At 68.3% G+C, this 26,685-nt stretch carries 24 protein-coding genes; 13 read left to right on the plus strand and 11 right to left on the minus strand.

The window, feature by feature from the left end; all coding sequences use genetic code 11:
* Positions 1–12 precede the first annotated feature (12 nt).
* Together JOF45_RS00525 and JOF45_RS00530 are read right to left on the minus strand one after the other, a co-directional pair.
* Positions 13–804 carry a hypothetical protein gene (locus tag JOF45_RS00525; protein ID WP_210047304.1) on the minus strand — a complete coding sequence of 264 codons (792 nt, stop codon included), beginning with the start codon at positions 802–804 and terminating at the stop codon, positions 13–15.
* Between the two features lie 146 nt (positions 805–950).
* Positions 951–3,224, minus strand: coding sequence for a S9 family peptidase (locus JOF45_RS00530; RefSeq protein ID WP_210047305.1), 2,274 nt, complete (start codon positions 3,222–3,224; stop codon positions 951–953).
* 151 nt (positions 3,225–3,375) lie between these two features.
* On the opposite strand from JOF45_RS00530, the gene JOF45_RS00535 reads away from it, so the two are divergent.
* Positions 3,376–3,606, plus strand: coding sequence for a hypothetical protein (locus JOF45_RS00535; RefSeq protein WP_210047306.1), 231 nt, complete (start codon positions 3,376–3,378; stop codon positions 3,604–3,606).
* Positions 3,607–3,665: 59 nt separating this feature from the next.
* Here JOF45_RS00535 and JOF45_RS00540 read toward each other — a convergent pair whose 3' ends face one another.
* Entirely contained in the window at positions 3,666–4,364 is a 699-nt protein-coding gene (locus JOF45_RS00540) for a response regulator (RefSeq protein WP_342591350.1), read from the minus strand.
* A 36-nt stretch (positions 4,365–4,400) separates the two neighbouring features.
* Here JOF45_RS00540 and JOF45_RS00545 point away from each other — a divergent pair, with 36 nt between their 5' ends.
* The 3 genes from JOF45_RS00545 (at position 4,401) to JOF45_RS00555 (ending at position 8,312) form a co-directional block, all read left to right on the plus strand.
* Positions 4,401–6,254, plus strand: a complete 1,854-nt coding sequence (locus tag JOF45_RS00545) for a sensor histidine kinase (protein ID WP_210047307.1) — start codon at positions 4,401–4,403, stop codon at positions 6,252–6,254.
* Between the two features lie 182 nt (positions 6,255–6,436).
* Positions 6,437–7,549, plus strand: a complete 1,113-nt coding sequence (locus JOF45_RS00550; protein WP_210047308.1) for a fatty acid desaturase family protein — start codon at positions 6,437–6,439, stop codon at positions 7,547–7,549.
* A 43-nt stretch (positions 7,550–7,592) separates the two neighbouring features.
* Positions 7,593–8,312: a M50 family metallopeptidase gene (locus JOF45_RS00555; RefSeq protein WP_210047309.1), complete on the plus strand. Its 720-nt coding sequence runs from the start codon at positions 7,593–7,595 to the stop codon at positions 8,310–8,312.
* Here the strand turns inward: JOF45_RS00555 and JOF45_RS00560 are convergent.
* Together JOF45_RS00560 and JOF45_RS00565 are read right to left on the minus strand one after the other, a co-directional pair.
* Entirely contained in the window at positions 8,277–9,323 is a 1,047-nt protein-coding gene (locus JOF45_RS00560; protein WP_210047310.1) for a phosphatase PAP2 family protein, read from the minus strand. The two genes, JOF45_RS00555 and JOF45_RS00560, sit on opposite strands and share 36 nt — an antisense overlap.
* Positions 9,324–9,347: 24 nt before the next feature.
* Positions 9,348–10,844 carry an alanine/glycine:cation symporter family protein gene (locus JOF45_RS00565; protein WP_210047311.1) on the minus strand — a complete coding sequence of 499 codons (1,497 nt, stop codon included), beginning with the start codon at positions 10,842–10,844 and terminating at the stop codon, positions 9,348–9,350.
* 169 nt (positions 10,845–11,013) lie between these two features.
* On the opposite strand from JOF45_RS00565, the gene JOF45_RS00570 reads away from it, so the two are divergent.
* Positions 11,014–11,787 carry an MBL fold metallo-hydrolase gene (locus JOF45_RS00570; RefSeq protein ID WP_210047312.1) on the plus strand — a complete coding sequence of 258 codons (774 nt, stop codon included), beginning with the start codon at positions 11,014–11,016 and terminating at the stop codon, positions 11,785–11,787.
* A 3-nt stretch (positions 11,788–11,790) separates the two neighbouring features.
* On the opposite strand, the gene JOF45_RS00575 is transcribed toward JOF45_RS00570, so the two are convergent.
* Positions 11,791–12,771 carry a phosphatase PAP2 family protein gene (locus tag JOF45_RS00575; protein ID WP_210047313.1) on the minus strand — a complete coding sequence of 327 codons (981 nt, stop codon included), beginning with the start codon at positions 12,769–12,771 and terminating at the stop codon, positions 11,791–11,793.
* 96 nt (positions 12,772–12,867) lie between these two features.
* On the opposite strand from JOF45_RS00575, the gene JOF45_RS00580 reads away from it, so the two are divergent.
* Positions 12,868–13,983 carry an o-succinylbenzoate synthase gene (locus JOF45_RS00580; protein ID WP_210047314.1) on the plus strand — a complete coding sequence of 372 codons (1,116 nt, stop codon included), beginning with the start codon at positions 12,868–12,870 and terminating at the stop codon, positions 13,981–13,983.
* Positions 13,984–13,992: 9 nt separating this feature from the next.
* Complete coding sequence (menD, locus tag JOF45_RS00585) at positions 13,993–15,891, plus strand: 2-succinyl-5-enolpyruvyl-6-hydroxy-3-cyclohexene-1-carboxylic-acid synthase (RefSeq protein WP_210047315.1); 1,899 nt, start codon at positions 13,993–13,995, stop codon at positions 15,889–15,891.
* Between the two features lie 28 nt (positions 15,892–15,919).
* Here the strand turns inward: menD and JOF45_RS00590 are convergent, their stop codons facing one another.
* Positions 15,920–17,200, minus strand: coding sequence for an isochorismate synthase (locus JOF45_RS00590; protein WP_210047316.1), 1,281 nt, complete (start codon positions 17,198–17,200; stop codon positions 15,920–15,922).
* Positions 17,201–17,377: 177 nt separating this feature from the next.
* Between JOF45_RS00590 and JOF45_RS00595 the strand changes: the two genes are divergently transcribed.
* Both JOF45_RS00595 and JOF45_RS00600 read left to right on the plus strand, forming a co-directional pair.
* Positions 17,378–18,082, plus strand: coding sequence for a demethylmenaquinone methyltransferase (locus tag JOF45_RS00595; RefSeq protein WP_210047317.1), 705 nt, complete (start codon positions 17,378–17,380; stop codon positions 18,080–18,082).
* A 10-nt stretch (positions 18,083–18,092) separates the two neighbouring features.
* Positions 18,093–19,148 carry a polyprenyl synthetase family protein gene (locus JOF45_RS00600; protein ID WP_210047318.1) on the plus strand — a complete coding sequence of 352 codons (1,056 nt, stop codon included), beginning with the start codon at positions 18,093–18,095 and terminating at the stop codon, positions 19,146–19,148.
* A 13-nt stretch (positions 19,149–19,161) separates the two neighbouring features.
* Here JOF45_RS00600 and JOF45_RS00605 read toward each other — a convergent pair whose 3' ends face one another.
* Positions 19,162–19,662, minus strand: a complete 501-nt coding sequence (locus JOF45_RS00605; protein WP_210047319.1) for an HIT family protein — start codon at positions 19,660–19,662, stop codon at positions 19,162–19,164.
* On the minus strand, positions 19,659–20,108 hold the full coding sequence (locus tag JOF45_RS00610) for a hypothetical protein (protein ID WP_210047320.1): 450 nt from the start codon (positions 20,106–20,108) through the stop codon (positions 19,659–19,661). The genes JOF45_RS00605 and JOF45_RS00610 overlap by 4 nt, the downstream gene beginning before the upstream one ends.
* A 126-nt stretch (positions 20,109–20,234) precedes the next feature.
* Between JOF45_RS00610 and JOF45_RS00615 the strand changes: the two genes are divergently transcribed.
* Positions 20,235–21,659 (plus strand): FAD-dependent oxidoreductase, encoded by a 1,425-nt coding sequence (locus JOF45_RS00615; RefSeq protein ID WP_210047321.1) that lies wholly within the window; start codon positions 20,235–20,237, stop codon positions 21,657–21,659.
* A 148-nt stretch (positions 21,660–21,807) separates the two neighbouring features.
* Here the strand turns inward: JOF45_RS00615 and JOF45_RS00620 are convergent, their stop codons facing one another.
* Complete coding sequence (locus tag JOF45_RS00620; protein WP_210047322.1) at positions 21,808–22,698, minus strand: M48 family metalloprotease; 891 nt, start codon at positions 22,696–22,698, stop codon at positions 21,808–21,810.
* Between the two features lie 141 nt (positions 22,699–22,839).
* Here JOF45_RS00620 and JOF45_RS00625 point away from each other — a divergent pair, with 141 nt between their 5' ends.
* The 3 genes from JOF45_RS00625 (at position 22,840) to JOF45_RS00635 (ending at position 25,930) form a co-directional block, all read left to right on the plus strand.
* Positions 22,840–24,081: a Na/Pi symporter gene (locus JOF45_RS00625; RefSeq protein WP_210047323.1), complete on the plus strand. Its 1,242-nt coding sequence runs from the start codon at positions 22,840–22,842 to the stop codon at positions 24,079–24,081.
* A gap of 173 nt (positions 24,082–24,254) precedes the next feature.
* A complete protein-coding gene (locus tag JOF45_RS00630) occupies positions 24,255–25,568 on the plus strand; it encodes a Na/Pi cotransporter family protein (protein ID WP_210047324.1) in 1,314 nt (437 codons plus the stop codon).
* Positions 25,565–25,930 carry a hypothetical protein gene (locus tag JOF45_RS00635; RefSeq protein ID WP_210047325.1) on the plus strand — a complete coding sequence of 122 codons (366 nt, stop codon included), beginning with the start codon at positions 25,565–25,567 and terminating at the stop codon, positions 25,928–25,930. The genes JOF45_RS00630 and JOF45_RS00635 overlap by 4 nt, the downstream gene beginning before the upstream one ends.
* A 150-nt stretch (positions 25,931–26,080) precedes the next feature.
* Here the strand turns inward: JOF45_RS00635 and JOF45_RS00640 are convergent, their stop codons facing one another.
* Positions 26,081–26,569: a YajQ family cyclic di-GMP-binding protein gene (locus tag JOF45_RS00640; protein WP_210047326.1), complete on the minus strand. Its 489-nt coding sequence runs from the start codon at positions 26,567–26,569 to the stop codon at positions 26,081–26,083.
* Positions 26,570–26,685: the final 116 nt, after the last annotated feature.

Raw genomic sequence — 26,685 nt, forward strand, 5'->3', positions numbered from 1 at the left:
GCAAGCGGCTGATCAGCCGCGCAGCATCTCTGCCAGGTCGTGGGCGGCGCCTTCGTGCCCGTGGTCCTCCCAGAGGTCCTCATCCATGGAGCTCAGTCGCATCTGGAAGATCGCCTGGGCCTCCTCGTCGTAGAAGATGGCCTGCAGCTCCCCGCCGGCGTTCTCGTTGGTGGGGAAGGACCGCTGGGTCACATGGATCTCGGCGCCGTCGATCTCCACCGTCCGCACATCGTTCTCCTGGGCCGGGAGGTTCTGGTCCAGGAAGTCCTCCACCGTCTCTTCGAGGAGGTCCGTGTCCTGGGCGACCATCAGCTGCACAGAGGGGGTGCCCCAGCTCTCGTCCGCGTCGCGGGACTCGTCGCTGGCCCGCAGATCGCAGAGGTAGCGATAGTTCTCATCGCTGCGTGGCTCATTGCCGTAGTGGACGCTCGGGTTTCCATAGGGGCCGAAGCCGGAGGGGCCGGACACGGTCTGATCCTCGAAGAGCAACGGCATCTCGTCGAAGAGCATGCACTCATCGTCGAAGTTCAGCATCGGGTTGGTCATCTCGAAGCCCTCTGAATCCGGATACTCCTGGGCGGTCATATCCAGCCAGTGCTGCGGAATCCGGACCTCGCCGCTGTGTCCCCCATCCGAGCTCGACCCCGAGGCCTCGCCTGAGTTCGGTCCCGAGCTCTGCTCGGCTCCGGCTTCTGTCCCTGCTCCCTCCTCTGCCTCGGGGGTGCCCAGCGTGGCGCAGGAGGTGGTCAGCAGGACCAGGAGGCCTGCAGGGACAGCACGGCGGAGAGTGATGATCGCATCCATGGGTATAACTATTGCAAAGTAAATTGCATGTGTAAAGACACGAGCGGGCCCCGCTTGCTCGCCCCGGCCGGCTCGCCCCAGCAGGCTCGCCCCGGCCTCTTCGCGCGGCCATGCCCGTCCCGGCCTCCTTGCCCGTCTCAATCGGCTCAGCTGCTGCGGACCCCCAGGTGATGGCTCAGGAAGGCGAAGATCCAGGCCGTCTCCTTCCACGCCTCGTAGCGTCCCGACGCGCCGCCGTGACCGCCGTCCATCTCGATCTTGAGCACCACCGGAGCCTCGCCCTGCTCGTGCTCGCGCAGCACCTGCACCCACTTGGCCGGCTCCACATAGAGCACCCGGGTGTCATGCAGCGAGGTCACTGCAGCCACCGGCGGATACTCCACGTCCCGGACGTTCTCATAGGGGGAGTAGGACTTCATGTACCGGTAGACCTCGGGGTCGGTGATGGGGTTGCCCCACTCCTCCCACTCCAGGGCCGAGAGCGGCAGCTCCGGGTCCAGGATGGAGGTCAGGTTGTCCACGAACGGCACATCGGCGACCACGGCTGCGTACTTCTCCGGGGCCATGTTAAGGATGGCACCCATCAGCAGGCCGCCGGCGGATCCGCCGTAGGCCGCGGTCCGGTCCGGATCCGCCCACCCGGTCTCCACCAGCAGATCGGTGGCGGTGAGGAAGTCGGTGAAGGTGTTCACCTTCTTCAGCTTCTTGCCGTCCTCGTACCAGCGGCGTCCCAGCTCGCCGCCGCCGCGCACATGGGCCACGGCGAAGACGATGCCCCGGTCCAGCAGCGAGAGCCGGGAGACCGAGAAGTAGGGGTCCATGCTGATCTCATAGGAGCCGTAGCCGAAGACCACAGTGGGGTGCCCGCCCTCGGCAGGTGAGACATCGCGGTGGTGCAGCACGGTGACGGGCACCTGCACCTCGGTCCCGTCCTCCGCGGTCTCCCCGGTGGGTGCCCACAGGCGGGTGGAGCGGTAGGCAGAGAGGTCGACGTCGTTGACCGGGGTCTGGCGCCGCAGCACCGGCTCCGAGGTGCCGGAGCCTGCATCATGCGGGATGTCATAGATCCGCGGCGGGGTCACCCAGGAGGTGTAGAGCACGCGGAAGATCGGAGCCTCGTACTGGGCTGAGACGATGGCGCAGGTGTAGGCCTCTTCCCTGACGTCAGGGGTCCTCTCGAAGGCCGGGCCGGGAAGCGACGACGCCGGCACGGGATCTCTGCCGGCACGTACGGCTCGCAGCGCCTCCAGAGAGAGCAGGTAGACCGACTCCACGGTGTCCCGCCGGGCGCTGACCAGCACCTGCGAGGAGGTGACGGCCACACCTTCGAACTTCACCGTCTCCTCATGCGGGATCACTTCGGTTCCCAGGTCCACCGGCTCGGCGGAAGGGCGGCCCGGTGACTGCGCGAGCAGCGCCTCCTGGGTGGTCACCGACAGCGCGTTGTTGGGCCCGGACTGGTTGTGGGTGATCAGCAGCAGGCGCTCGCCGTCGCCGTCGTCGGAGGTTCCGGCGTCGAGCTCGATGGGATCCACCGTGTGCAGCAGACGCTGCTCAGCGCCGATGAGCAGCTGGGGCTCTGCCTCAGGGTCGGTGACATCCAGGATCCGGGTCTCGTTGTACTCGGAGTTCCCGGAGAGGATCAGCAGCTGCTTCTTGTCCGCGGAGAGCTCGACGCCGGTCCAGAGTTCGCTGTCGGTGATCTCCAGCAGGAGTCGGTCCTGCTCGGCAGGGGTCCCGAGGGTGTGCATGTACAGCCGGTAGGGCCGCCAGGTGGAGTCGGCCACCATGTAGTAGGCGCGCTCGCCGGAGGGCTCCATGATCGGGCCGCCGTGGACGTTCTCCACCGACTCCGGCAGGTTCTCTCCGGTGCTCAGGTCCCGGAAGCGCAGCGTGTGATGCTCATCGCCGGTGGTGTCCTCGCAGTAGGCCAGCAGGCGCCCTGAGTCGGCCCGGGCCATCCCGCCCAGCTGGTAGAAGGCGTGCGGCTGAGCCTCGGCGTTGGTGTCGAAGTAGGTGACCTCGCCCTCCAGCGGCACGCCGGGCCGGATCTCCGGCGGAGTCCAGGCCGCAGGGTCCTTCGCATCGCCCTCGGCCGGGACTCGGCAGTAGATGGGGTGCTGTTCGCCCTCGATGGTGCGGGTGAAGTACCACCAGTCGCCTCGGCGCGAGGGTACGGAGAGGTCCGTCTCCACGGTGCGGTGCTTGATCTCGCTGAAGATCGCGTCTCGCAGCGGCTGCTGATCGGCGGTGACAGCCTCGGTGTAGGCGTTCTCCGCATGCAGGTGGTCCAGGACCTCCTGTGAGTCCTTCTGTCGCAGCCACTCGTAGCGATCGACGACGGTGTCCCCGTGATGCGTGCGCTGAACGGGGACCTGCTTGGCCTGCGGGGGAGTGGGGGCGGAGCTCTGGACGGTCATAGGACTCATTCAATCAGAGACCGGGGACACCCTTTCTGGCGGGGCCCTGCGCACATCCTTCTGTGGCTGATGCCACAGTTCGGATACATTGATCAGGCAAATTTAAGGTTACGCACAGGTAGACAGGGGCGTACCGTCCTCAGGAGGTCCGATGGCAAAGACGCCGTTCTCCCGCGCCATGGGTGCTGCCGGAAGCCGCACCCGGTTCCCCGTCCTCAAAGCGGTCACTCTGATGGCCGGGGCCGCCGCAGTGCTCTTCGTAGCGGACACCCTGCTGCGCGATCTCCGCGAGGACGAGGATGAAGATGCCCCGGCAGCAGAGCGCGAAGGCTCATCCACCGAACGTTCTGACGAGGATGAGGACGACGCGGACCTCGACTGACGGGCCGGCGTCGACTGACCGCCGGTGATCACTCGCCGACGGTGCTCATCTGAGAGCGTTCACTCCCCGGCGCGGACCAGCCCTGACTCGTAGGCGGCGACCACGATCTGGGTGCGATCACGCAGATCCAGCTTCCCGAGGATCCGCGAGACGTGGGTCTTGACCGTCTGCTCGGCCAGCACCAGCTCTTCAGCGATCTCCGAGTTCGCACGCCCGCGCGCCACCAGCCGCACCACATCGATCTCCCGTTCGGTCAGCCCGTTGAGCAGGGCGGCATCGGCGGCGGGGGTGGTCGGACGGGCGGCATAGTCGGCGATCAGTGTCCGCGTGATCTTCGGCGAGAGCAGCGCCTCTCCGGAGGCCACCACACGCACCGCGTGGACCAGCTCCTCCGGCGCCGCATCCTTGAGCAGGAAGCCGCTGGCTCCTGCCCGCAGCGCGGCGAAGACGTACTCATCGGCGTCGAAGGTGGTCAGCATGAGAATTCTGGGAGGCTGACCAGGCATACTGAGGACTGCACGGGTGGCATCGAGACCGTTGACCTTCGGCATGCGGATATCCATCAGCACCACGTCCGGCCGGGTCTGGCGCACCACATCGGTGACCCCCGCGCCGTCGTCCGCGGTGCCGACCACGTCGATGCCGTCCTGTGCGTCCAACAGCGCGGCGAAGCCGGCGCGGATCATCGACTGATCGTCGACGATCAGCACACGCACTGCGGCAGCGGCGGCAGAGGAGGAGACATCGGTGGCAGACACAGCTCAAAGCTACCTCAGCGTGACGGGCCTCTGCGCATGAGGCAGCTCGCACGGCACTACGCCTATGTCCTGCCCGGCCTGCCCATCGCTCTGTTCAGCCTGAGCCTGCTGCTGAGTCTGACCGCGGCCTCCATCGTCACCTCGGTGATCTGGCTGGGCGCGCTGCTGATGCCCATCACGCTGCTGCTGGCCTCCGGGTTCGCCGAGCTCTCGCGCAACCGCCTGCGCCTCTGGGGTGCGGCCGTGGAGCCGGTCCGTTATCGGCCCACCGGGCCCGGACCTCTGGGGCTGCTGCGGGTGCTGCTGGACCCGCGGCGCTGGCTGGACCTGGTCTTCGAGACCCTCATCTCCTTCCCGCTGCGTCTGGTCACCTTCCTGGTCACCGTGGTCTGGACTGTGGGAGCGGCCGCCGGGCTGACCTACTTCTTCTGGTCCCTGTTCCTCCCTGAGGAGCGCAGCGTGATCCGACTGCTGCATCTGGCCGGACCCGATCTGGTCCCACAGAGCCCCGCCGCCCAGTACCTCATCGACGCCGGCGCCTACTTCCTGCTGGGCGCCGTGCTGGCGCTGAGCCTGCCGACCGTGCTGCGCGCGGCGGCCGGACTCGACGGCCTGCTGACCACTGCTCTGCTGGGCGACGGCGGCCGCGGTGAGCTCTTCGGCCATCGGCTCACCCGCCCGGGCACCTCCGGGACCCCAGGGTCCGACGCCGAGAGCGAGGCGTCCACCGCCTCCTTCAGCGCACGCGCCTGGGCCTGGATCGGCAGCGTCTTCGCCGCCGTCGTGCTGTTGGCCGTGGCCTGGCCGCTGACCGCAGCGCTGTACTCGGTGCCGGTGGCCCTGGCCATGGTGCTGGTGCTCGCACACAGCGCCGCGGTCGTGCTCACGCTGCGCTGGGTGTGGCCGGGCCTCGCCCTGTCCGTGGGCGCCTCCGCAGGGATCATGCTGATGACGGCCGATTCGGGGGTCGCGGTGTGGCCCTGGCCGGTGACGGCGCTGATCACCCAGTGTGCGGTCCTGGCCGTGGCCGCGCTGACCCGGCCTTGGTACTGCGCGGCCTCAGGCTGGTGCGCCGGAGCTCTGCTGACGCTGGCGGCACTGCTGCTCAGCCTGCCGGAGATGCCCGACGGCGCCCTGGCCACCGGCATCGTGACCGCTTCGGTGAGCGCCGCTGTGGTCATCGTCGGGACGCTGGCACGCATGTGGATCCTCAACGCCGGACGGCTGGAGGCTGCCGAACGCACCAGCGCCGAGCAGGACCGGCGCCGCAAGGAGCTGGAGGAGCGCAACAGGATCGCTCGGGAGCTTCACGATGTGGTCGCCCATTCGATGTCGGTGATCAGCGTGCAGGCCGCCACGGCCCGGTACCGCAACCCCGGGATCGACGCGGCCGCCCAGCGGGAGTTCGAGGAGATCGCCGTCTCCTCCCGGGAGGCGCTGAGCGAGATGCGCATGCTGCTCTCGGTGCTGCGCGCGGAGGACGATGCGCCCACCGCCCCCGAGCCGGGGCTGGTCCAGATCGATTCGTTGGTGGAGTCCACCCGGGCCTCCGGAACAGCCATCCGCTACACCGGGCTGCGAGAGCCCGTTCCTACGGTCAACCCGGCCGCGGGTCTGGCGGCCTACCGGGCGGTCCAGGAGGCGCTGAGCAATGCGCTGCGTCATGCGTCCGGAGCCGCGGTGGATGTGGAGGTGGAGCTCGAGGGGCCGCACCGTCTGCGCGTCGAGGTGATCAATGAGGCTCCGCCGCGCCCGCCCAAAGAGCCGGCCCCGGGTGCCGGGCTGGGGCTCTCCGGGATCCGGGAGCGCATCGGCGCAGTGGGCGGAACGGTGGAGCTGGGCCCGACGCCGCAGGGCGGCTTCGCCATGCGCGCCACGCTGCCGCTGTAGGCGCGCCCCGCTTCGACCGACGGCGCCCATCGATTGGCACGTTTGGGTGGGGTCCGCGGCGTTCTGGCGACTCAGACGTGCCAATCGACGGAGAATCGTGCCCCACCCCCTACCGCAGTAGGGGGTGAAGTTGGCTCCGCCGGGTGACGCGGCCGGCGTCGTCGGCTCTTTACTGTGAGGCAATGACGATCACTTCCCCCACCGGCATGCCCGCCGGGAGCACCGCAGAGAGCGCCCAGCCCGCGGGCTCGGCGCGTGCGCAGCAGGTCAACGACTTCTTCGAACTCAACCGGAGGGTCAAGGAGGCCGGGCTGCTGGAGCGCGGCGCGAAGAGCTACATCCCCCGGGCCATCGTGCTGATCGTCGCCTTCGCCGGCGCCGGCACCCTGCTGGCCCTGCTGGGCAGCAGCCCGTGGCAGCTGCTGGTGGCCGCGCTCTTCGGCATCCTGTTCACCCAGGCCGCGTTCCTCTCCCACGACGCCGCCCACCAGCAGGTCTTCGCGAACGGCCGGCGCAACGAGTGGCTGGCTCGGGCGGTCGGCAACGGAGTGGTCGGGCTGTCCTATGCCTGGTGGGTCAAGAAGCATGGGCGCCACCACGCCAACCCGAACACCATCGGCAAGGACGGGGACATCGATCCGGGCATCGTGGCCTTCGTCCCGGAGGACGCCCAGCAGCGCACCGGACTGGCCGGCTGGTTCGTCCAGCGCCAGGGCTGGATGCTCTTCCCGCTGCTGCTCTTCTTCGGTGTGAGCCTGCACGTCCACGCGGTGGACGCGGTGGCCCGTGCGGAGAAGGTCAAGCAGCGCAGGGCCGAGGCAGTGCTGCTGGCCGTGCGTCTGATCGGCTTCCCGGCCCTGGTCTTCTGGGCCGCCGGGCTCTGGATGGGCCTGGGATTCCTGGCCGTGCAGCTGGCCGTCTTCGGGGTCTACATGGGGGCGAGCTTCGCGCCCAACCACAAGGGCATGCCGATCATCCCCAAGGACGCCAAGGTCGACTTCCTGCAGCGACAGGTGCTGACCTCGCGGAACATCCGTGGCGGCCGCCTCATCGACTGGGGCATGGGCGGACTGAACTTCCAGGTGGAGCACCACATCTTCCCCCGGATGCCCAGCCCCAACCTGCACAAGGTCAAGCCGATCGTCGAGGAGTTCTGCGCCGAGCGTGAGATCCCCTACACCGAGACCGGTCTGGTCGAGTCCTATGTGATCGTCACCCGGTATCTGAACCGCGTGGGCCTGGGCTACTCGGACCCGATGGACTGCCCGGTCCTGGCCCAGTACCGGCCCCGCTGAGCTCTCACCGCCCTCTCACCGGCGCCGCGTACGCTGAGCTGTTGTGAACGCGTTCTTCGATGTGCTGACCGAGCGGTGGTCCACCGCCGCCGAGCCGGACTCCACCAGTGTCCTGATCCTTGCCGGCGTCGTCGTGGTGGTCATGTCGGTGCACCGGCTCTGGCGGGTGCTGCGCCAAGCATCGACCATCATCCACGAGATGGGCCATGTGCTCATGGCCTGGGTCTCGGGACGTCGTGTCTCCGGGATCCGGCTGCATTCGGACACCTCTGGGGTGACCGTCTCTGTGGGCAGGCGACAGGGCATCGGCATGCTGCTCACCGCCCTCGGCGGCTATCCGGCGCCGGGACTGTTGGCTCTGGGCATGGCCGCCCTGCTGGCCGCCGGTCACGCAGGGGCCGCGCTGACCCTCTACCAAGCGGTGGTGCTGTTGGCGCTGCTGCTCTCCCGCAACCTGGTCGGGATCTTCTCCTGTCTGCTCTCCCTGGGCGCCACCGGCCTGATCTGGTGGCACAACGATCCGCTCATCGTGACCTACACCGTGGTGGCCCTGGCGGTCTTCTACGCCGTCGCGGGGGTGCGCGGGACCTTCGACGTCGTCAGGATCCACGCCCGACGCCGCCCCGAAGCCGCCGGCACCGACGCTTCCCTGGCCGCCCGCTCCTGGCGCGCGCTGCCGCTGCCGCCGTTCATGTGGTTGGGCTTCTTTCTGCTGGTCTCGGCCGGTTCAGCGGCCGGTGTGGTGTGGATGTTCGCCGGCTGAGGCCGAGGAGAAGCTCAGGATCCCCGCCGCGGCGGGGAAGAATGCCGGAGCTGAGGACAGCGCCGCACCGGCCAGGAACAGCCACGGCGTGGGGCCCGACGCCGACTGGGGCAGCCGCTCTGAGAAGCTCCCCTCAGCATCCACGATGGGACCCAGCAGGAAGATCACGGCCAGGGTGCATCCGGCCAGCCCCAGCGTCAGGCAGAGCCCGGCGCTGCGTCCGCCACGGCGTCGGCCGTCCCGCAGGGGAGGAGCCAGGGCCGCGGTGAGCCGCTCGGCGGCGGTGGGCTGCCGGCCGGCGTCGGGGTCATCGAACTCGGGACCGTGCCGCCCGGCGTCGGGGTAGGAAGCGACCTCCATGGCCGCGCTGACCCGGGCCCGGCGCTCGGCCTGCAGCATCAGACATCCGGCCAGCGCCGTCCAGGCGGCGGTGACCAGGTGGGCGGCGATCATGTCGCTGGGCCGGTGCCAGCCCTCGATGAAGATGTAGCCGCCCCAGCCACCGGCCCAGAGCGCCGCCAACACGGCCCAGAAGGGCCGGCCGCGCGGTGCGGCGACCAGGAAGACTGCGGCGGCCGCGCTGGCGGCCATCGTGGTGTGACCGCTGGGCAGCGAGTTCGCCGTCCACTCCGGTGCCAGGTCCACGATCAGGGCGGGTCGCTCGTTCCACAGCGCTTTGAACAGCTGGGTGGTGAGATTGGCCCCGGCCAGCACGATGGCGGCTGACGCCGCGGCGGTCCGCCGCAGCCGGCGGGGCCGGGAGGCCAGCAGACCCAGCAGCACGGCCCCGGGCGGGGCCAGGATCCACAGCGCCACCCAGTGGTTCTCTGGGTCCAGCCCCGGCAGCGGATGGCTGGTCCCGTGGGCGGTGGCCCGCATCATCGTGTCCAGCAGCTGGCCGGAGGCGGTGTGCACCGCCGCCAGGTAGATCAGCCAGGCCGCTCCCACCCACAGCAGAGCCCCGGCGCTCCACCGCATAAGGTGGGGCGCCGGGGCTCTGGTGGTACGCATGGGATCTATGATCCCAGCTGTGTCTCAGCTGCGCTGTGACGCAGACTGCTCCCGACGGGAGAGATGTTCGGCCATGTCCTCCTCGGTCCAGCACTCCACATTGGTCAGCTCCGGCATATCGGAGGCGAGGAAGACCGGCTCGAGGCCCTGGCGCTTCTGCCCCTGATAGTGCTTGAGCAGCTTCACCGCCGTGCCGCCCATCTCCATGATGACCAGCAGGTTGAACATCGCGATGATCACCATCGTCACCCCGGCGATGGCCCAGGCCAGGTCCACCGAGATGACCGAGCCCAGGAAGACGATGCCGGTCAGGGCCACGGCGTAGACCTTGCGCAGAGTCTCCGAGTCGGAGATGAACAGGACGTTGGCCTCGCCGTAGGAGTAGTTGCCCAGCACGGAGGTGAAGGCCACCAGGGTGATGATCACGGCCAGGGCGACGGCGCCGATGGTGCCGAAGTTGTTCACCAGGGCCATCTGAGTGAGCTCGGCGCCCGGGTTGGCATCGGCTGTCTCCTGCACATCCGGGAAGGTGAACAGGATGATGAACGCGGTGACCGAGCAGATGATCAGGGTGTCCAGGTAGACGCCGAGAGTCTGGACCAGGCCCTGTTTGGCCGGGTGGGAGACATCGGCGGTGGCGGCCACATTGGGGACCGAACCCATACCTGCCTCGTTGGAGAACATCCCACGCTGGATTCCGGCCATGATCATCGCGCCGAAGGCGCCGCCGGCGATGGCGCCGAAGTCGAAGGCCTCGCCGAAGATCAGCGCCATCACGGAGGGCAGCTGGTCGATGTTGAAGACCACGACCACCAGGCCCAGCAGGATGTAGAGCATCGCCATGGCCGGGACCACGTTCTGGGCCACCCGTGCCACACTGCGCAGCCCGAAGATCACGATGACGCCGGTTCCGGCGGCCAGCAGCACGGCCAGGATCCAGGTCAGCGGCACCGTGTTCTCCATGCCCATCTCACCGGCCGCGCCGGTGACGGCGTCGACGATGGTGTTGGCCTGCAGGGAGGTGAAGCTCAGCGCGAAGCAGAAGATGAAGATGACGGCGAAGACGATGCCGCCGGTGCGTGAGCCCAGCCCGCGCTGGATGTAGTAGGCCGGGCCGCCTTTATAGGTGTCGAAGCGCCTGGTCTTGTACAGCTGGGCCAGTGTGGACTCCACGAAGGAGGCCGCCGAGTTCAGCACGGCCATCACCCACATCCAGAAGACGGCACCAGGGCCTCCGATGGCGATTGCGCCGGCCACGCCGGCGATGTTGCCGGTTCCAACGCGGGCTGAGGCGGTCACGGTGAAGGCCTGGAAGGCTGAGAGCGACTTGGTGCGGCCGTTCTCATCCTTGGTGGCCTTATCCGTGATGGACCGGAACATATCCGGCAGGTGGCGGATCTGGACGAGTCCGGTCCGGACCGAGAGATAGAAGCCGGCGGCGATGATCACCGGGATGCCGAAGAATTCCCAGGCGAAGTCTTCGAAGACCCCGAGGTACTCGAGAAGGGTGTCAGTATTCACAGGTGGGGAGCCTACTCGCAGGAGGCGTTCTGCGTGAACTGGAGGTTACTCGGAGCTCACCAGGTCTCTCACCCGCCGACCAGCGGGTCGCACCGATCTCTCATGCCTGCTGAGGGACAATGGCGGGACCGGAAACGGACCACCTCATCCAAGGAAGGCAGTGGTGTCAGTGGGCGCGCCGACAGTCGAACCGTTCACCCGTCTCAGCGAAGATGTCTGGCTCAGCCGCGTGGCCAGCGAGGACACTCCGCTGAACATCGGGCTGGTGATCGGCCCGGACCGGGCCGTGCTGGTGGACCCTGGCCCGGCCGGGGCCGAGGACGAGGTCTACGCGAATCTGTTGGCGCGGGTCCGCGAGCTCACCGACGCCGAACTGGTGGTGGTCAGCACCCACGGCCACGCCGACCACATCGGCGCCAACCCCTACCTGCGCGCCCACGGTGCCTCAGCCGTATGGGCCCACCGCGACGCCGGCGTCGAGACTGCCACCGATCTGGTGGGGGAGGAGCCGGTCACCCTGGAGCTCGGGCAGGGGCTGAGCGTGGTGCTCGAGCATCTGGGCCGCGGGCACACGGAGGGCGACCTGGTGGCCGGAGTCCGGCGTGAGGACCGTGAGGGCCGAGGGATCCTCTTCTGCGGGGACCTGGTGCGTGAAGGCACTGACCCGCGCTTCCGCGACTCCTACCCCAAGGAGTGGGTGCGGACCCTGGGCAGGATCTGGTCCATGTCCGGAACCTACGCGAAGTTCGTACCCGGCCACGGCCGCCCGGTGGATGCTGAGTTCGTGGCCTCCATGCGTCGGCGCATGGAGCAGGGCCACCACGTCTCCTCCCAGGCCATCCAGGATGCGGCGACCGACGCCACCAAAGCCATCCCGATTTTGCCCTACGGCCCGGACGAGTCGCGGGAGCTGATCACCCGCCTGCGCGGCGACGACGCCTGAGGATCAGACCTCGTAGAGGTGGGAGAACTGCGGGGGCACCGGGTATTTCAGCGTCTGCGGCGCCGGCAGTGGATGTCCGCGCATGCGCCGGCCGGTCTCTGAGTCGAAGAAGTTGATGCCCGCCCCGGCGATCAGGAATCCCGGGCCCACGGAGAGCAGGATCCCGGCCACCCAGTGCCAGGTGCTGGTGGCCTGACGCTCGTCGGTGACGGCTGCGACGCCGTCGGGTCCGCCGGCGAAGAGGAAGCACAGGGCTGAGGCGCCGGTCAGGATCACGCCCAGGAACCAGGCCAGTCCGGCCGCGCCGCCGGGGGAGGTGTCGTTCTCCACGGTCACCGTGTTCCACCGTTCCTCGGCCCGCATGATCAGCCAGCCGCCGATCAGCCCCCATGCGCCGACCACCAGGTAGGCGGAGATGATGTCCGAGGGCCGGTGCCAGGTCTCGATGAAGGTGAACGCGCCCACCGCTGTGGCGAAGAACGCCACCAGAAAGCCCAGCAGGGGCCGCTGGCGCGGGCCGCTGACCAGGAAGACCGCCACGGCCGCACCGGCGGCCAGAGTGGTGTGCCCCGAGGGCATGGAGTTCATCAGCCAGGGCACCCCGTTCTCCGAGGAGAGGTCCGGCCGGTCCAGGAAGGTGCTCTTGAGCAGCTGAGTGGTGATGTTCGCGGCGACGAACGTCACCACTGCGATGCCCGCGGCGATGAACCGCTGCCGCACCAGAGTGATGATCACGAAGAACAGCGCCGGGACGGCGATGCTCAGATTCAGCAGCCAGTTCGGGGCGATCCCGCCGTCTTCGAAGGCGGCCCGCTGGTGTTCGGCCGCGTGGAACATCGCATGCTCGATCCGCTGTCCCGTGTGGGAGCGGACGAAGAACTCGAAGATGACCAGCACCAGCAGGGCACAGGCTCCCACAGCGATCACCCAGAGGTGAGTGCGCTGAGCCGGACGGCGAAGGGCTGAGGCTGGTGCTTCGGACATGTCTTCAAGTATGGCATCGAGGGGTGCCCGCCGCCGGGTGCGCCCGCTGCGTGCACTGTGGAATCTGGCGCCCACTGCGGAATCTAGACTGAATCCATGTGGCAACAGGCTGATCTGGACGATGTCATCTCCTCGGCATGGGCTGTGGGTCTGCCGATGCGGACCCGTTTCCGTGGGGTGACCCTGCGGGAGGCGGTGCTGTTCGAAGGCCCTGCCGGATGGGGCGAGTTCGCCCCGTTCCCCGAATACGGGTCCCAGGAGGCCGCCGCCTGGCTGGAGGCCGGACTCGAGGCGGCCTGGACCGGACTGGGACAGCCGTTGCGCCGCGAGATCCCCGTCAACGCCACCATGCCTGCCGTGGGCCCCGAGCAGGTGGAGCAGGTGCTGCGCCGCTTCGGGGACCCGGAGACCATCCCAGCGGTGAAAGTCAAAGTGGCCGAGCCCGGCGTCGACTCCGCCGATGAGTCACTGGCCCAGGACGTCGCCCGTGTGCGCGAGGTGCGCCGTCTGGTTCCTCAGGCCGGACTGCGTGTGGACGCCAACGGCGGATGGACCCAGCCGCAGGCTCTGCGAGCCCTGGACGCGCTCGCGGAGGCGGCCGGGGAGAGGTTCGAATACGCCGAACAGCCCGTGGCCGGCGTCGAACCTCTGGCGCAGCTGCGAGAGGAGTTGGACCGGCACGGTGTGACGGTCGCCGGTCAACCCCTGCGGATCGCCGCCGATGAGGCCGTGCGCAAGGCAGAGGACCCGCTGCGTGTGGCGCGGCTGGGCGCCGCGGATCTGATCGTGGTGAAGGTCCCGCCGCTGGGCGGAGTCGCCCGGGCGCTGCGGATCGTGGAGGAGTCCGGGCTGGACGCTGTGGTCTCCTCAGCGCTGGACACCTCGGTGGGGCTGGCTGCCGGGCTGGCGCTCGCGACCCGGCTGCCTGAGCTGCCCTATGCCTGCGGGTTGGGCACAGCGGCGCTGCTGGCCGAGGACGTGGTGGACCAGCCGCTGATCCCCGCGGGGGGCGTGCTTCCGGTCCCCGGAGTCGGCGCTGGCGAGGGTGCCGCCCGGCAGGTGGCCGGGAAGATCGCCGCGCCGTCGCCGTCGTCGGCCCGGCTGAAGGACCACCGGCTGCCCGCCGAGCGGGAGGCCTGGTGGAAGGACCGCATCCGTGAAGCCCATCATGCTCTGAGCTCAGAGGACCGGTGGGGCCCTGCACGGATCTAGGATTGAGGCATGACTTCTTCCCGGCGGCCGTTCCGCGAGTTCGACGACTCCTACGACGCCGAGTCCCTCCGGCTGGCCCGGCGGGTGGTCCGCGGGCTGACCATGTCCATGCAGCACCTCGTGCTGGCTCCCGGCTCTCGGTCCGCGCCGCTGGCCTATGCCCTGCGCGAGGCTGAGGAGCTCGGCGCCATCACCGTGCACATCCGGATCGACGAGCGCTCCGCGGCCTTCACCGCCTTAGGCCTGGCCCTGGCCACCGGCCGCCCCACCGGAGTGGTCACCACCTCCGGGACCGCCGTGGGAAACCTGCTGCCGGCCGTGATGGAGGCTGAGCTCTCCGGGGCCCCGCTGGCCGTGATCACCGCCGACCGTCCGGAGGAGCTGCACGGCACCGGAGCCAACCAGACCACCTGGCAGCAGGGGATGTTCGCCGGACGCGTCCGCGATGAGGTCCACCTGGAGCAGAGCGACATCCTCGAAGGCCACCTGCGCCTGGAGCCCGCCTCCCGCGACGACCTCATGGCCGTGGAGACCCAGGTGGGGCTGCTGATGCGCCAGGCCACCGCCTCCTCCACGACCTCGGCCCCGGGCCCGGTGCACCTGAACATCGGCTTCCGCGACCCGCTGGTGCCCACCGGCATCTCCTCCACCCAACAGGCGCTGCAGCGCTGGGCGCGGAAACCCTTCCTGCCCGCGGAGGAGAGCGAAAGGGTCAGGACCCAGCAGAGGGTCGACGACGCCGCCCTCGACACCTTTCGCACTGTCTTCGTCTTCGGCCACGACGCCCCCGATGAGGCGGTGGACCTGGCCCAGCAGCTGGGCCACCCGATCCTCGCCGAGCCCAGCAGCGGCGCCCGATGGAGCGACACCGGAGCGGTCCAGGGCTACCGGCTGCTGCTGCAGGCGCCGGCCGGGTCGCCCGCCGCAGAGCTGCGCGAGCAGGTGCAGCGGGTGGTCGTCGTCGGGCGCCCCACACTGACCCGGCCGGTGCAGCAGCTGATCCGTCGGGGCGACGTGGAGGCCGTGCAGTATGCCCCGCGCCGGCTGCCCTGGTCCGATGAGCGGCTGCCGCGCCACAGGGTCCATGAGATCGGGCCGTTGGCGGAGTTCGCCGGCCGCGCTCCGGCGGGTTGGCACGAGGCCTGGCAGGAGAAGGGCATCGCCGCCCAGCGGCTGATCGATGCCGCGCTGGGGGAGCAGGAGCAGCTGAGCTCGGTGCGTGCCGCCCAGTTCGTCGCCGAGACCGTGCGGACCCCGCTGCTGCTGGGGTCCTCCTCCGTGATCCGCGACGTCGACCTGGCGGCGGCGCTGACCCGTCCCACCGCTGAGCCCGGTGCTGCTGCCGTGCCCGTTGCTGCCGGTGCTGAACCCACTAGGGCTGAACCCCGCAGTGCTGACCGCGGCAGTGCCGATCGAGGCGGGGAGGACCGGCGGATCTACGCCCTGCGCGGGCTCTCCGGGATCGATGGGAACCTCTCGGCGGCGGCCGGCGTCGCGCTGCACCGGCAGCGGCGGGTGACCGCGCTGGTGGGGGACCTGACGTTCCTCCACGACCTGAATGCGCTTCTGGTGCCCTCCACTGAGGAGCGTCCGCATCTGGACATCGTGGTGATCAACGACGGCGGCGGTGCGATCTTCGACCAGCTCGAACATGGTGAGGTCGCCCGGCGCCGCGGCAACGAGAAAGCCGTGGAGCGGTTCTTCGGGACCCCGCAGTCTGCCGAGATCGAGCAGCTGGTGCGCGGCTTCGGCCACGAGTACCGGCGCGCCGACTCGGTCGAGCAGCTGCGGGCCGCAGTGGCCGGGCCCGATGACCGCGTGGGGATCCGAGTGATCGAGGTCCGCACTGACCGTGCCCCGCTGCGCGACTTCCACGCCGAGCTGGCCGCCCGCGCCGCGGAGCTCTAGTCCGGGCTGGGCGGTTCCGGCTGAGCGCTCAGCGCGTCAGGCCGAGGGCGCCGAGCATAGGGCGCATCTTCGCCCAGGTCTCGGCGAGCTCGGAGGCGGGTTCCGAGCCTGCCACGATTCCGCAGCCGGCGTAGAGCCGCAGCTGACGGTCCCCGTCCTCCAGGACCCCGCCGCGCAGGGCGATCCCGACATCGGCGTTGCCCCGGGCATCCACCCAGCCCACCGGCCCGGAGAAGGGGCCGCGGTCGATCTCCTCCAGCGTGCCGATCAGCCCGGCCGCCGTCGCCGTCGGGGTTCCGCAGATCGCCGCCGTCGGATGGGCGCGCTCGGCCACCAGCAGCGGCGAGATCGGCTCGGCGCCGGCCTCTGCGCAGCTGAGGCGGCCGGTCACATCGGTGGAGAGGTGGTAGACGTTCGGCAGCTCGAGCACGGCGGGCGGGCTCTGGGCCTGCAGCTGGGCACTGACCGGAGCGAGCTGCTCCAGCAGGGACTCCACGGCGAGGGTGTGTTCGTTGCGCTGCTTCGGGTTCTCCACAAGCTGTTCGCGGGCGCCCTGCTCACCCACGGAGCGGTCCACTGTGCCGGCGAGCACGCGGGCGAAGAGCTCCTCGCCGCGGACCTGGACCAGCATCTCCGGGGTGGCGCCGAGGACATCGCCGGCGCGGTAGGTCCAGCAGTCCGAGTAGTCCCGGGCCAGTCGAGCCAGCAGAGGACCGGGAGGAATCGGCGAATCGGCTGCGGCGACGGCGTCGCGGGCCAGCACCAGCTTCTCCAGGCGGCGCTCGGCGATCGCTGTCACCCCGGCCTCCACTGCGTTGCGGTAGTGGTGCTCGGGGTGCGTGCCCGCGCGCAGCTGGGCCGAGGGGACGGCCGTCGGTGCGGCGCCGGGGACCGGAACGACCACACCGTCCTGCAGCTGCAGTCCGTGCCGCCGCAGCAGCTGCTGGAGGGGAACCTCACGCTCCTCGTCGGCAGGGACGACGCCGGTCAGCCAGGTTCCCTGCTCGGTCACCGCGATGATCAGCTCGGGAAGGATCAGGCGGGAGGCGGAGGAGGAGTCTGAGGAGTAGGTGATGGAGGCGAATGCGGTCGGGCCGACGCCTGCTGGCAGGCCTTCCAGGTCGGGGCCCTCCCAGGTGAAGCCGTCCCACCAGCGGGCCAGCGTGGCGAAGCGGTCTGCCCCGGCAGCGGCAGTCTCGGCGGCCACACCGAGTCCCAGCAGTCCCTGCCCGTGGCGGATCCACGCGCCGCTGGGCTGTGCCGCCTCGAGGAGCTCCACGAGTCCACCGTGGATGTGATCCACTGCCACACAGCAGAAACGCACAGCACCTGACGCACAACTCACAACCCACCACTCTATCGCCTTCGGCGACAGCCCTCTCCGCCTCAGCGTCTCGCAGGTCCGAGGCAGGTCGTGCTTCGCACGGCCGGGAAGGAGGCGCCCCGGCGGACGCCTCACTGTTCCAGCCTGTGCGAGAATGCTGGGGTGAATCGCGCCAGTCTTGCCAAGAAGCCTTCGGACGTCGCCTCCATGTTCGATGAGGTGGCCGCACGGTATGACCTCACCAACGATGTGCTCTCCTTCGGCCAGACCAAGCGGTGGCGCAAGAAGCTGGTCCAGGCGCTGGCGGTCCAGCCCGGCGAGCGGGTCCTGGACCTGGCGGCCGGCACCGGCAGCTCCACTGAGCCGTTCCACGACGGCGGCGCGGAGGCGATCGCCTGTGACTTCTCGCAGGGCATGCTGCAGGTGGGCAAACGGCGTCGTCCTGATATGACCTTCGTGGCGGGGGACGCGACCACGCTTCCCTTCGCCGATGACACCTTCGATGCGGTCACGATCTCCTTCGGGCTGCGGAACATCGTGGAGCCTGACCTCGGCCTGCGCGAGATGCTGCGGGTCACCAGGCCCGGCGGCCGGCTGGCGGTCATGGAGTTCTCCGACCCCACGAACCCGGTGTTCAACACCGTCTACAACGAGTACCTGATGAAGGCGCTGCCGCCGGTGGCCCGCGCGGTCTCCTCCAACCCGGAGGCCTATGTGTATCTGGCCGAATCCATCCGCGCCTGGCCGGATCAGGATCACCTGGGTGCGATCATCGGCGACGCCGGCTGGTCCGATGTGCGGTACCGGAACCTGACCGGCGGGATCGTAGCCATTCATCACGCCGTGAAGCCGGCGGAATCTCGGTAGGCTGGACGCGATGACTGATTCTTCCCCCGGGACCTCGGCGGAGCAGGCTGTGAAGCTGCCTGCAGGCTTTGAGGTGCTCACTGCTGACGAAGACCTCGCGGCGGAGGTCTATGACGCGCTCAACGACGTCGAAGCGCGCCTGCTGGAGGCCCTGTCCAGTCCGGATCAGACTGCTGACACCTCGGCCCGGTACCTGGCGGAGGCCGGCGGCAAGCGGGTCCGCCCGCTGCTGACCGTGCTGACCTCCATGCTGGCTGACGGGATCAGCCCCGACGTGCTGCAGGCGGCGGTGGTCATGGAGATGACGCACCTGGCCACGCTGTACCACGACGACGTCATGGATTCGGCCCCGGTGCGCCGCGGTGCGCCCTCCGCCCACGAGGTGTGGGGCAACTCGGTGGCCATCCTCGCCGGAGACCTGATCCTGGCCCGGGCCTCGCAGATGATGTCTGAGCTGGGCGAGGAGGGCACCCGCATCCAGGCGCGGACCTTCGAGCGTCTGGTGATGGGCCAGCTGCATGAGACGGTCGGCGTCGCAGAGGGTGCCGACGCCAAGGAGCACTATCTGAGCGTGATCGCCGATAAGACCGGTTCGCTGGTCGCCTCGGCCGCCTGGCTGGGCGCCCACTACGGCGGATGCTCGGCAGAGGTCACCCGCATGCTGGAGGAGTACGGCGAGGCCGTGGGCGTCGCCTTCCAGCTCGCTGATGACGTCATCGATCTCACCGCCGACGGCGAGGCCTCCGGCAAGACCCCGGGCACGGATCTGCGTGAGGGTGTCCCCACGCTGCCGGTGCTGCTGCTGCGCGAGAAGGCTGCCGCACAGGGGGAGGAGTCCGCGGCGGCGCAGCAGGTGCTGGGCCTGGTGGACGGTGACCTCAGTTCGGATGAAGCGCTGGCCGAGGCTGCGGCCGCCGTCGTCGCTCACCCGGTGATGGAGGAGGCCTGGCGCACTGCCCAGGGCTGGGCGGCGAAGGCGAAGGCCGCCATCGCGCCGCTGCCGGAGTCCACGGTGAAGACCGCGCTGAACTCCTTCGCCGACGCCGTCGTCGAACGCGACGGCTGAACAGCGCCGCTGATCAGCGTCCTGACAGTACCTGCTTCAGCGCCGCGCTGAGCTCTTCGGCCTTCTGCGCGCGGACCTCCGCGTCCACCGGGTGGCGGATCTGCCGGTAGAGCATATCGTCGCGGTACCGGGGGAAGATGTGCAGGTGGTAGTGCCAGACGTGCTGGTTGCCGGAGGGTTCGTTGTGCTGCCGCACAGAGGTGCCTTCCGGGTTCCAGGCCAGCTTCATCGCCAGGGCGACGTCGCGGGACATGGCCCCGATCCTGCCCAGCAGGTGGTCACTGAGGTCATAGAGCGCCTCATAGTGCTGGACCGGGACGATCATGGCATGGCCCTCATGGGGGCCGAATCCGTCGCAGGCCATGAAGACCAGCAGCTCGTCGTCCTGGTGCACCACATCGCTGAGCTCGCAGCGGTTTCCCGGATCGGAGACGTCTCCGGCGGCCAGCCCGCAGAAGGGACAGACGTACCCCTCGGGGGCATGGGACTGCCAGAGCCGAGCGGGAAGGGTCACTGGTCCTCCTCGAAGGAGAACTCCAGCAGGTCGAAGACGAACTCGCTGACGGTGGCGCCCTCTGCGGACCACTCGTCCTTGTCATTGTTCCGCCGGAAGATCAGCGGGTCGGGAACGTCCAGATCCGAGGCGTCCACGCCCCAGACCCAGCGCTCCTCCTCATCCTCGAGGAAGAGCAGATAGCCGTCCTCGATCACCAGCTCATCCGGGTCGAAGAAGAAGTGATAGGCCTCCATGAGCTCTTCGCAGCGGCCCAGGGCGCGGTAGAACTCCTCGAGCACCAGCGGCAGCTCCATCGCGGCCGGAAGCTCGGAGTCGGCCAGCAGCTGCCGGAGCTCCTCAGCGCTGAGCCCCTCCTCAGGGGTCCACTGGTCGTCGAGGTACTTCGGCACCAGGGCCTTGAACTTCTCGAGGAACATGTCCGTCTCTGCGCTCGTGGAAGCCATAGCGGCAGTCTATCGGTCGGGGAGGGACATGGGGCCGGGAAGAACAGTCGGGCCGGGTGCGTTCCCTCCCATGCCGTGCGTTACGGCATACTGTTCTGAGGTAATCGAGCAGAAGGAACCCTCTCCGTGTCCAACCCGCAGAATCGCCCTGTCCGAGTCGCCGTCGTCGGTGCTGGCCCCGCCGGTGTCTACGCCTCGGACATCTTGGCCAAGGCGCAGAAGAAGAACGACGTCGAATTCAGCATCGACCTCTTCGACCGCTACCCCGCGCCCTTCGGGCTGATCCGCTACGGCGTCGCGCCGGATCACCCGCGCATCAAAGGCATCATCAAGGCTCTGCACAAGGTCATGGACCGCGGCGACATCCGCCTGCTGGGCAACGTGGACATCGGCACCGACCTCACGCTGGAGGATCTGCGCGCCCACTACGACGCCGTGATCTTCTCCACCGGCGCCATCAGGGATGCGGCGCTGAACATCCCCGGCGTCGAGCTCGAGGGATCCTACGGTGCCGCCGACTTCGTCTCCTGGTACGACGGCCACCCGGACTACCCGCGCGAGTGGCCCCTGGAGGCGGAGAAGGTCGCGGTCATCGGCAACGGCAACGTGGCCCTGGACGTGGCCCGGGTGCTCTCCAAGCATCCGGAAGACCTGCTGAGCACCGAGATCCCGGAGAACGTCTACGCCGAGCTGCAGAAGTCTCCGGTCTCGGATGTCCACATCTTCGGACGCCGTGGACCGGCTCAGGTGAAGTTCACCCCGCTGGAGCTGCGTGAGCTCTCACACAGCCGCGACGTCGACATCGTCCTCTATGAGGAGGACTTCGAGTTCGATGAGGCCTCCGACGAGGAGATCAGGAACAACAACCAGGTCAAGACCATGGTCAACACCTTGGCGAACTGGTTGGTGGAGCAGGAGGAGCGCACGGAGGAGGCCTCCCGAAAGTTCCACATGCACTTCCTCCACCAGCCGGTGGAGATCCTGGAGGGCCGCGACGCCGACGGCAACGGCACCGGCAAGGTGGCCGGCATCCGCTTCGAGCGCATGGAGCTCGACGGCACCGGCAACGCCTTGGGCACCGGCGAGTACGTGGACTACGAGGTCCAAGCCGTCTACCGGGCCATCGGCTACTTCGGCTCCGAGATCAGCGGGATCCCCTTCGACGAGAAGAAGGGCGTGATCGTCAACGAGGCCGGGCGTGTGCTGGACGACGCCGGCGAGCACATCCCCGGCACCTACGCCACCGGGTGGATCAAGCGTGGGCCCGTGGGACTGATCGGCCACACCAAGGGTGATGCCCTGGAGACCATCGGCTGCCTGCTGGAGGACGTCCACCAGCTGCCGGTGGCGGAGAATCCGGACGAGCAGGCGGTCATCGACCTGCTGGAGTCCCGCGGCGTCGAATACACCACCTGGGAGGGCTGGCTGAAGCTGGACGAGCATGAGGTCAGCCTGGGCGAGTCCTATGGCGAGCTGCCCGACGGCACAGTCCGCGAGCGGGTCAAAGTGGTCCCGCGTGAAGAGATGGTCCGCATCTCCCGCGAGTCCTGAGGCCGGACTTCCCCCGGGAAACCTGTGGAGGACCGGATCGCCCCGGGCTTCTCCTGAGAATCGCCGTTTTCGGCCGATCATCAGGAAAAGCCCGGGGCGATCTCTCTCAGCCCAGTCTCTCAGCCTCAGAGAACCTCGACGTCGGCGCTCAGCGTTCGGCGTCGCCCCGGTAGCCTGCCATCTCCTCCAGGCGTGCGATGCGCTGGTCCATCGGCGGGTGGGTGGAGAACATCTGCTTGGCACGCGGCCCGAACGGGTTGGCGATCATCATGTGCGCATGCGCGTCATGCTTGGGGTCCTCCTTCATGGGGTACCGCGAGATGCCGCGGTCGAGCTTGTCCAGCGCGGAGGCCAGTGCGAGCGGATCGCCGCTGAGCTGGGCGCCGTCGGCGTCGGCGTCGAACTCACGGGTCCGGCTGATGGCCATCTGGATCAGGCTGGCCGCCACCGGCATCAGGAACACCGCCAGGATCGAGCCGATGAGCATCAGCGGGTTGCCGCCCTGCTGGTTGCCGCGCCCGCCGCCGAAGAGCAGGAAGAACTGAGCAATGGTGGTCAGGAAGCCGGCGACAGCGGCCGCCACCGACGAGATGAGGATGTCTCGGTTGTAGACGTGCATCAGTTCGTGCCCGGTGACTCCGCGCAGCTCGCGTTCGGTCAGCAGGTTCAGGATGCCCTCGGTGAAGCAGACGACGCCGTTGTCCGGGTTGCGCCCGGTGGCGAAGGCGTTCGGTGTGGGGGAGGGGGCGATGTAGATGCGCGGCACCGGCTGCTGAGCTCGGTGAGCCAGCTCCTCGACCATCCGGTACAGCTGTGGTGCCTGCTCCTTGGAGACCGGTCGGGCCTTCATGGCCCGCAGAGCGATCTTGTCCGAGTTCCAGTAGGAGTAGGCGACGGAGACCAGTCCGATGCCGGCGAAGATGAACAGGAACGCAGGGGTTCCGGAGCTGTAGGCGACCACTGCTCCGACTGCCAGCAGCAGGGCGAAGAGGAAGGCCAGGAGCCCCGCGGTGCGCAGTCGTCCGTGGTGGTGATGCATAGGGAACCTCCGCTGATTCGGCGTTGAGAGACCTCGACAGTGATCAACACCATCGTATCTGCGGGACTTCCCAGCCACGCGTCGCCGCAGTGAGGCCTCATGTTCACCTTTCGTTCACCTTCCGGTGTCACTGTTCACGACATGACCACATCGCCGCTGGCCGATGAGCGGAACAGCATTTCCCGCCAAGATCACGCCCCCTCGGAAGAGGCGGCGCACCTCTCCAGTCCCTTCGAGCGGTTCGGGCTCTCCGGCCGTCCTCTGCAGATCCTCAACTGGCTGGCCGTCGTCGCCGCGGTCTACGTGCTGATCACCGCTGTCGGCGTCATCGGCTCAGGCTTCAAGATCGCCACCGGCGACCAGGCTGCGACGCTCTTCGAGTTCGCGACCAACCCGCTGGTCGGTCTGATGATCGGTGTGGTGGCCACCGCGCTGACCCAGTCCTCCTCCACCACCACCTCGGTGACGGTGGGCCTGGTGGCCGGCGGCCTGCCGCTGTCTGTGGCCATCCCGATCATCATGGGTGCCAACATCGGCACCACGCTGACCAACACCCTGGTCAGCCTGGGCATGGTCAAGGACAAGGACGCCTTCCGCCGCGGCTTCGCCGCAGCCACCGTCCACGACTTCTTCAACCTCATCGCGGTAGCCATCTTCCTGACCCTGGAGATGGCCTTCGGCGTCCTGGAGAGGCTCTCCACGGCTTTGGCCAGCGTCAGCTCCGGGACCGACGGCGGCATCGTCGCCAGCTTCTTCGGCGGCATCGGTACTGTGGTCGAGGCGATCACCAAGCCGCTGGCCGAGGCCATCGAGGCCGGCCTGGGCTGGGTGCCGGGCCTCTGGCAGGGCATCGTGATGATCGTCGTCGCCGTCGCGCTGATCCTGATGGTCATCAACTTCATCGGTCGCCTGCTCAAAGTGCTGATGGTGGGGCGAGCCAAGCAGGTCCTCCACGCAGCCATCGGACGCGGCCCCGTCACGGGCATCGCCTCCGGCACTGCTGTCACCGTGATGGTCCAGTCCTCCTCCACCTCCACCGCCCTGGCGGTGCCGCTGGCCGGCTCGGGGGCCTTCACGCTCAAGCAGATCTACCCCTACACCTTGGGCACCAACATCGGCACCACGGTCACCGCGCTGATCTCCGCCTTCGCCTTCACCGGGCCGGAGGCCACCATCGCCCTGACCGCGGCCTATGCGCACCTGCTGTTCAACGTCTTGGCGGTGGCGCTGATCTACGGGGTGCCGTTCCTGCGGGACCTGCCTCCGCGCGGGGCCACCTGGCTGGCTGGCCTCGCGGCGGAGAAGAAGATCTATGCCGCCGTCTGGGTGCTGGGAGTCTTCGTGGTGATCCCGCTCGCGCTGATCCTGGTGACATCTCTCTGAGGCAGACCGCTCCTGACCAGGAGTGATGGCGACCTCAGAAATCACTCCGCCACGTCCACGTGCCGTTAACCTTCGGTTTCCCTCTGTGCCATCTGACTTCCGCACACTGGGGCTGACCGTTGAGGAGGGCCCGGAGCAGGTGCCTGCCTCTGGCTGCCACGAGGGGAAGATTCATGACTGTGGACCCGTCTGCTCGCAACCGTGCTGAGGACAGCACGGTGCTGCGCGACCGGCTCGAGGGCCAGCCTGATCCGGCGCCTCAGTCGGAGCATGCCTCTCAGCTCGCGGAAGAGGCCGCAGAGCCGGAGGCTCCGAAGCAGCTGATCAGCATCTTCGAGAACCTCGGTCTGCGCGGCCGGGCCCTGACTGTGGCCAACTGGCTCTCCGTGGTCGCCGGCGTCTGGGTGCTCATCACGGCAGTCGGAGTGATCGGCGACGGGTTCAGCCTCGCCGCCGGCGGTCAGGCCGAGACGCTGTTCGACTTCGCCTCGAACCCGCTGATCGCGCTGATGATCGGTCTGGGCGCCACTGCTTTCACCCAGTCCTCCTCCACCACGACCTCGATCACCGTGGGCATGGTCGCCGGCGGGCTCCCGTTGGACATCGCGGTCCCGATCCTCATGGGTGCCAACCTCGGCACTACGATGACCAACACTCTGGTCAGCCTGGGGATGGTCCGGGACAAGGATGCCTTCCGCCGTGGGTTCGCCGCAGCCACCGTCCACGACTTCTTCAACATCCTGGCCGTGCTCATCATCCTTCCTCTGGAGCTGATGACCGGCTTCCTGCAGCGGGCTTCTGAGGCGGTGACCGCACCGCTGGCCTCCGCCGACGGCAGCTGGTTGGCCTCCGGCTTCGAGGCCGTGGGCGACGGTGTCAGCATGGTCAAGGAGCCGGGTGCTGACCTGATCATCTTCGGTACCAGCTTCCTGCCTGAGCTGTGGCAGGGCATCCTGCTGATCGTGGTGGGGATCGGGCTGATCCTGCTGGTCATCAACTTCATCGGCAAAATGCTCAAGGTTCTCATGGTGGGTCAGGCCCAGAAGGTCCTCCACGCCGCGATCGGCCGCGGCCCGGCCTCCGGTGTGGCCTCCGGGGCCATCATGACCGTGATGGTCCAGTCGTCCTCCACGACGACGGCGCTCACCGTGCCGCTGGCCGGTTCCGGGCACTTCGGGGTCAAGCAGCTCTACCCGTTCACCGTGGGCGCGAACATCGGCACCACGATGACCGCCCTGATCGCCGCCTTCGCCTTCAGCGGCGCTGAGGGTCAGCTGGCCCTGCAGGCCGCACTGATCCATCTGTTCTTCAATCTGAGTGCGCTCGTCGTGGTCTTCTGCATCCCGGGGCTGCGCAACCTGCCGCCGCTGGCGGCCCAGACCTTGGCCAATCTCTCTGCTGAGCGGAAGCTCTATGCTGCCGTCTGGACGCTGGGCGTCTTCGTTGCCTTGCCGCTGAGCCTGATCTTTGTGAGCGTGATGCTGTGACTGCTGAACGGAAGGACCAGGAAGAGCTCCGCGACATGGAGGTCGAGCTCGAGCTCATCCTCCAGGACGCTGAGGTCACCGTCGCCAAGATTCGTGAGGAGCTGGCCCAGCATCGCCAGCTGCGGCGTCAGCGCGAGCAGATCGAACGCCTGCCTGAGTATCTGGCCCAGACTGAGGTCCGCTGGCGCGATATGCGGATCCTGCTGGACGAGGTCCGCGACGAGCTCACCGAGGGGAAGCGCGATGCGGCAGAGGCCGCCGATGCTGCTGACGGGCGGTCTGCTGAGGCTCCCGGCGCGGGGGAAGTCGACGCCGGCTCTGCCGGGGACTCCGAGGGCGGGCCGGACCGCTCCGCCTCCTGAGCCGTTGCCAGAACCTGCAGGCGGCCGGAGCTGAAAGCGGCCAGAAGAGGGGCGCCGCCAGAGGCTGACGGTTTCCAGAGAGTGACGAGGGGCCGGGGGACGGAAGCTTCCGTCTTCGGCCCCTCGTCACTCTGCGGCGTCTGAGAAGGGTCAGCGCATGTTCACGAACTGCAGCGCGGCGTCCTCGAAGTCTTTGAGCAGGGCCATGACCTCCTGCAGGTCGTCGCGGGACTTGGAGGTCACGCGCAGCTCGTCGCCCTGGATGGTGGCCTTCACCGACTTGGGGCCCTCGTCCCGGATCAGCTTGGAGATCTTCTTGGCAGTGGGCTGGTCGATGCCTTCCTTGATGGAGCCTTCGATCCGGTGCTCCTTGCCGGAGGCGTAGGGCTCTCCGGTGTCGAAGGACTTCAGGGAGATGCCGCGCTTGACCAGCTTGGAGCCGAACACGTCCTTGACCGCCTTGGCGCGCTCCTCGGAGTTCGCCCTGATCAGGATGTTCTCGCCGGAGAAGTCGATCTCTGCGCCGGTGCCGCGGAAGTCGTAACGCTGGGCGATCTCCTTCTGCGCCTGGTTCAGCGCGTTGGAGACCTCCTGCTTTTCCACTGTGGACACGATGTCGAAGCTTGATTCCTTAGCCATGGGTTCAGTCTAAAGGTGTGGGGAGTTCACATACTGGATCCTCAGCCTGGCAGTTGAACATATCGACGCCGGTTACGTAGTCTCAGAGGCGCAGTGAGCATGCGAAGCCTCGCGCC

The sequence above is a fragment of the Nesterenkonia lacusekhoensis genome, from assembly GCF_017876395.1.
In the GTDB taxonomy this organism is placed as follows: Bacteria; Actinomycetota; Actinomycetes; order Actinomycetales; family Micrococcaceae; genus Nesterenkonia; species Nesterenkonia lacusekhoensis.

What these genes read in the sequence shown, in the direction of transcription:
- JOF45_RS00535 (WP_210047306.1), top strand. Translation starts at nt 3,376, where the DNA reads ATGGCAAAGACGCCGTTCTCCCGCGCCATGGGTGCTGCCGGAAGCCGC.
- JOF45_RS00545 (WP_210047307.1), top strand. Translation starts at nt 4,401, where the DNA reads ATGAGGCAGCTCGCACGGCACTACGCCTATGTCCTGCCCGGCCTGCCC.
- JOF45_RS00600 (WP_210047318.1), top strand. Translation starts at nt 18,093, where the DNA reads ATGACTGATTCTTCCCCCGGGACCTCGGCGGAGCAGGCTGTGAAGCTG.
- JOF45_RS00530 (WP_210047305.1), bottom strand. Translation starts at nt 3,224, where the DNA reads ATGACCGTCCAGAGCTCCGCCCCCACTCCCCCGCAGGCCAAGCAGGTC.
- JOF45_RS00575 (WP_210047313.1), bottom strand. Translation starts at nt 12,771, where the DNA reads ATGTCCGAAGCACCAGCCTCAGCCCTTCGCCGTCCGGCTCAGCGCACT.
- JOF45_RS00610 (WP_210047320.1), bottom strand. Translation starts at nt 20,108, where the DNA reads ATGGCTTCCACGAGCGCAGAGACGGACATGTTCCTCGAGAAGTTCAAG.
- JOF45_RS00625 (WP_210047323.1), top strand. Translation starts at nt 22,840, where the DNA reads ATGACCACATCGCCGCTGGCCGATGAGCGGAACAGCATTTCCCGCCAA.
- JOF45_RS00525 (WP_210047304.1), bottom strand. Translation starts at nt 804, where the DNA reads ATGGATGCGATCATCACTCTCCGCCGTGCTGTCCCTGCAGGCCTCCTG.
- menD (WP_210047315.1), top strand. Translation starts at nt 13,993, where the DNA reads ATGACTTCTTCCCGGCGGCCGTTCCGCGAGTTCGACGACTCCTACGAC.
- JOF45_RS00640 (WP_210047326.1), bottom strand. Translation starts at nt 26,569, where the DNA reads ATGGCTAAGGAATCAAGCTTCGACATCGTGTCCACAGTGGAAAAGCAG.
- JOF45_RS00620 (WP_210047322.1), bottom strand. Translation starts at nt 22,698, where the DNA reads ATGCATCACCACCACGGACGACTGCGCACCGCGGGGCTCCTGGCCTTC.
- JOF45_RS00580 (WP_210047314.1), top strand. Translation starts at nt 12,868, where the DNA reads ATGTGGCAACAGGCTGATCTGGACGATGTCATCTCCTCGGCATGGGCT.
- JOF45_RS00560 (WP_210047310.1), bottom strand. Translation starts at nt 9,323, where the DNA reads ATGCGTACCACCAGAGCCCCGGCGCCCCACCTTATGCGGTGGAGCGCC.
- JOF45_RS00550 (WP_210047308.1), top strand. Translation starts at nt 6,437, where the DNA reads ATGACGATCACTTCCCCCACCGGCATGCCCGCCGGGAGCACCGCAGAG.
- JOF45_RS00630 (WP_210047324.1), top strand. Translation starts at nt 24,255, where the DNA reads ATGACTGTGGACCCGTCTGCTCGCAACCGTGCTGAGGACAGCACGGTG.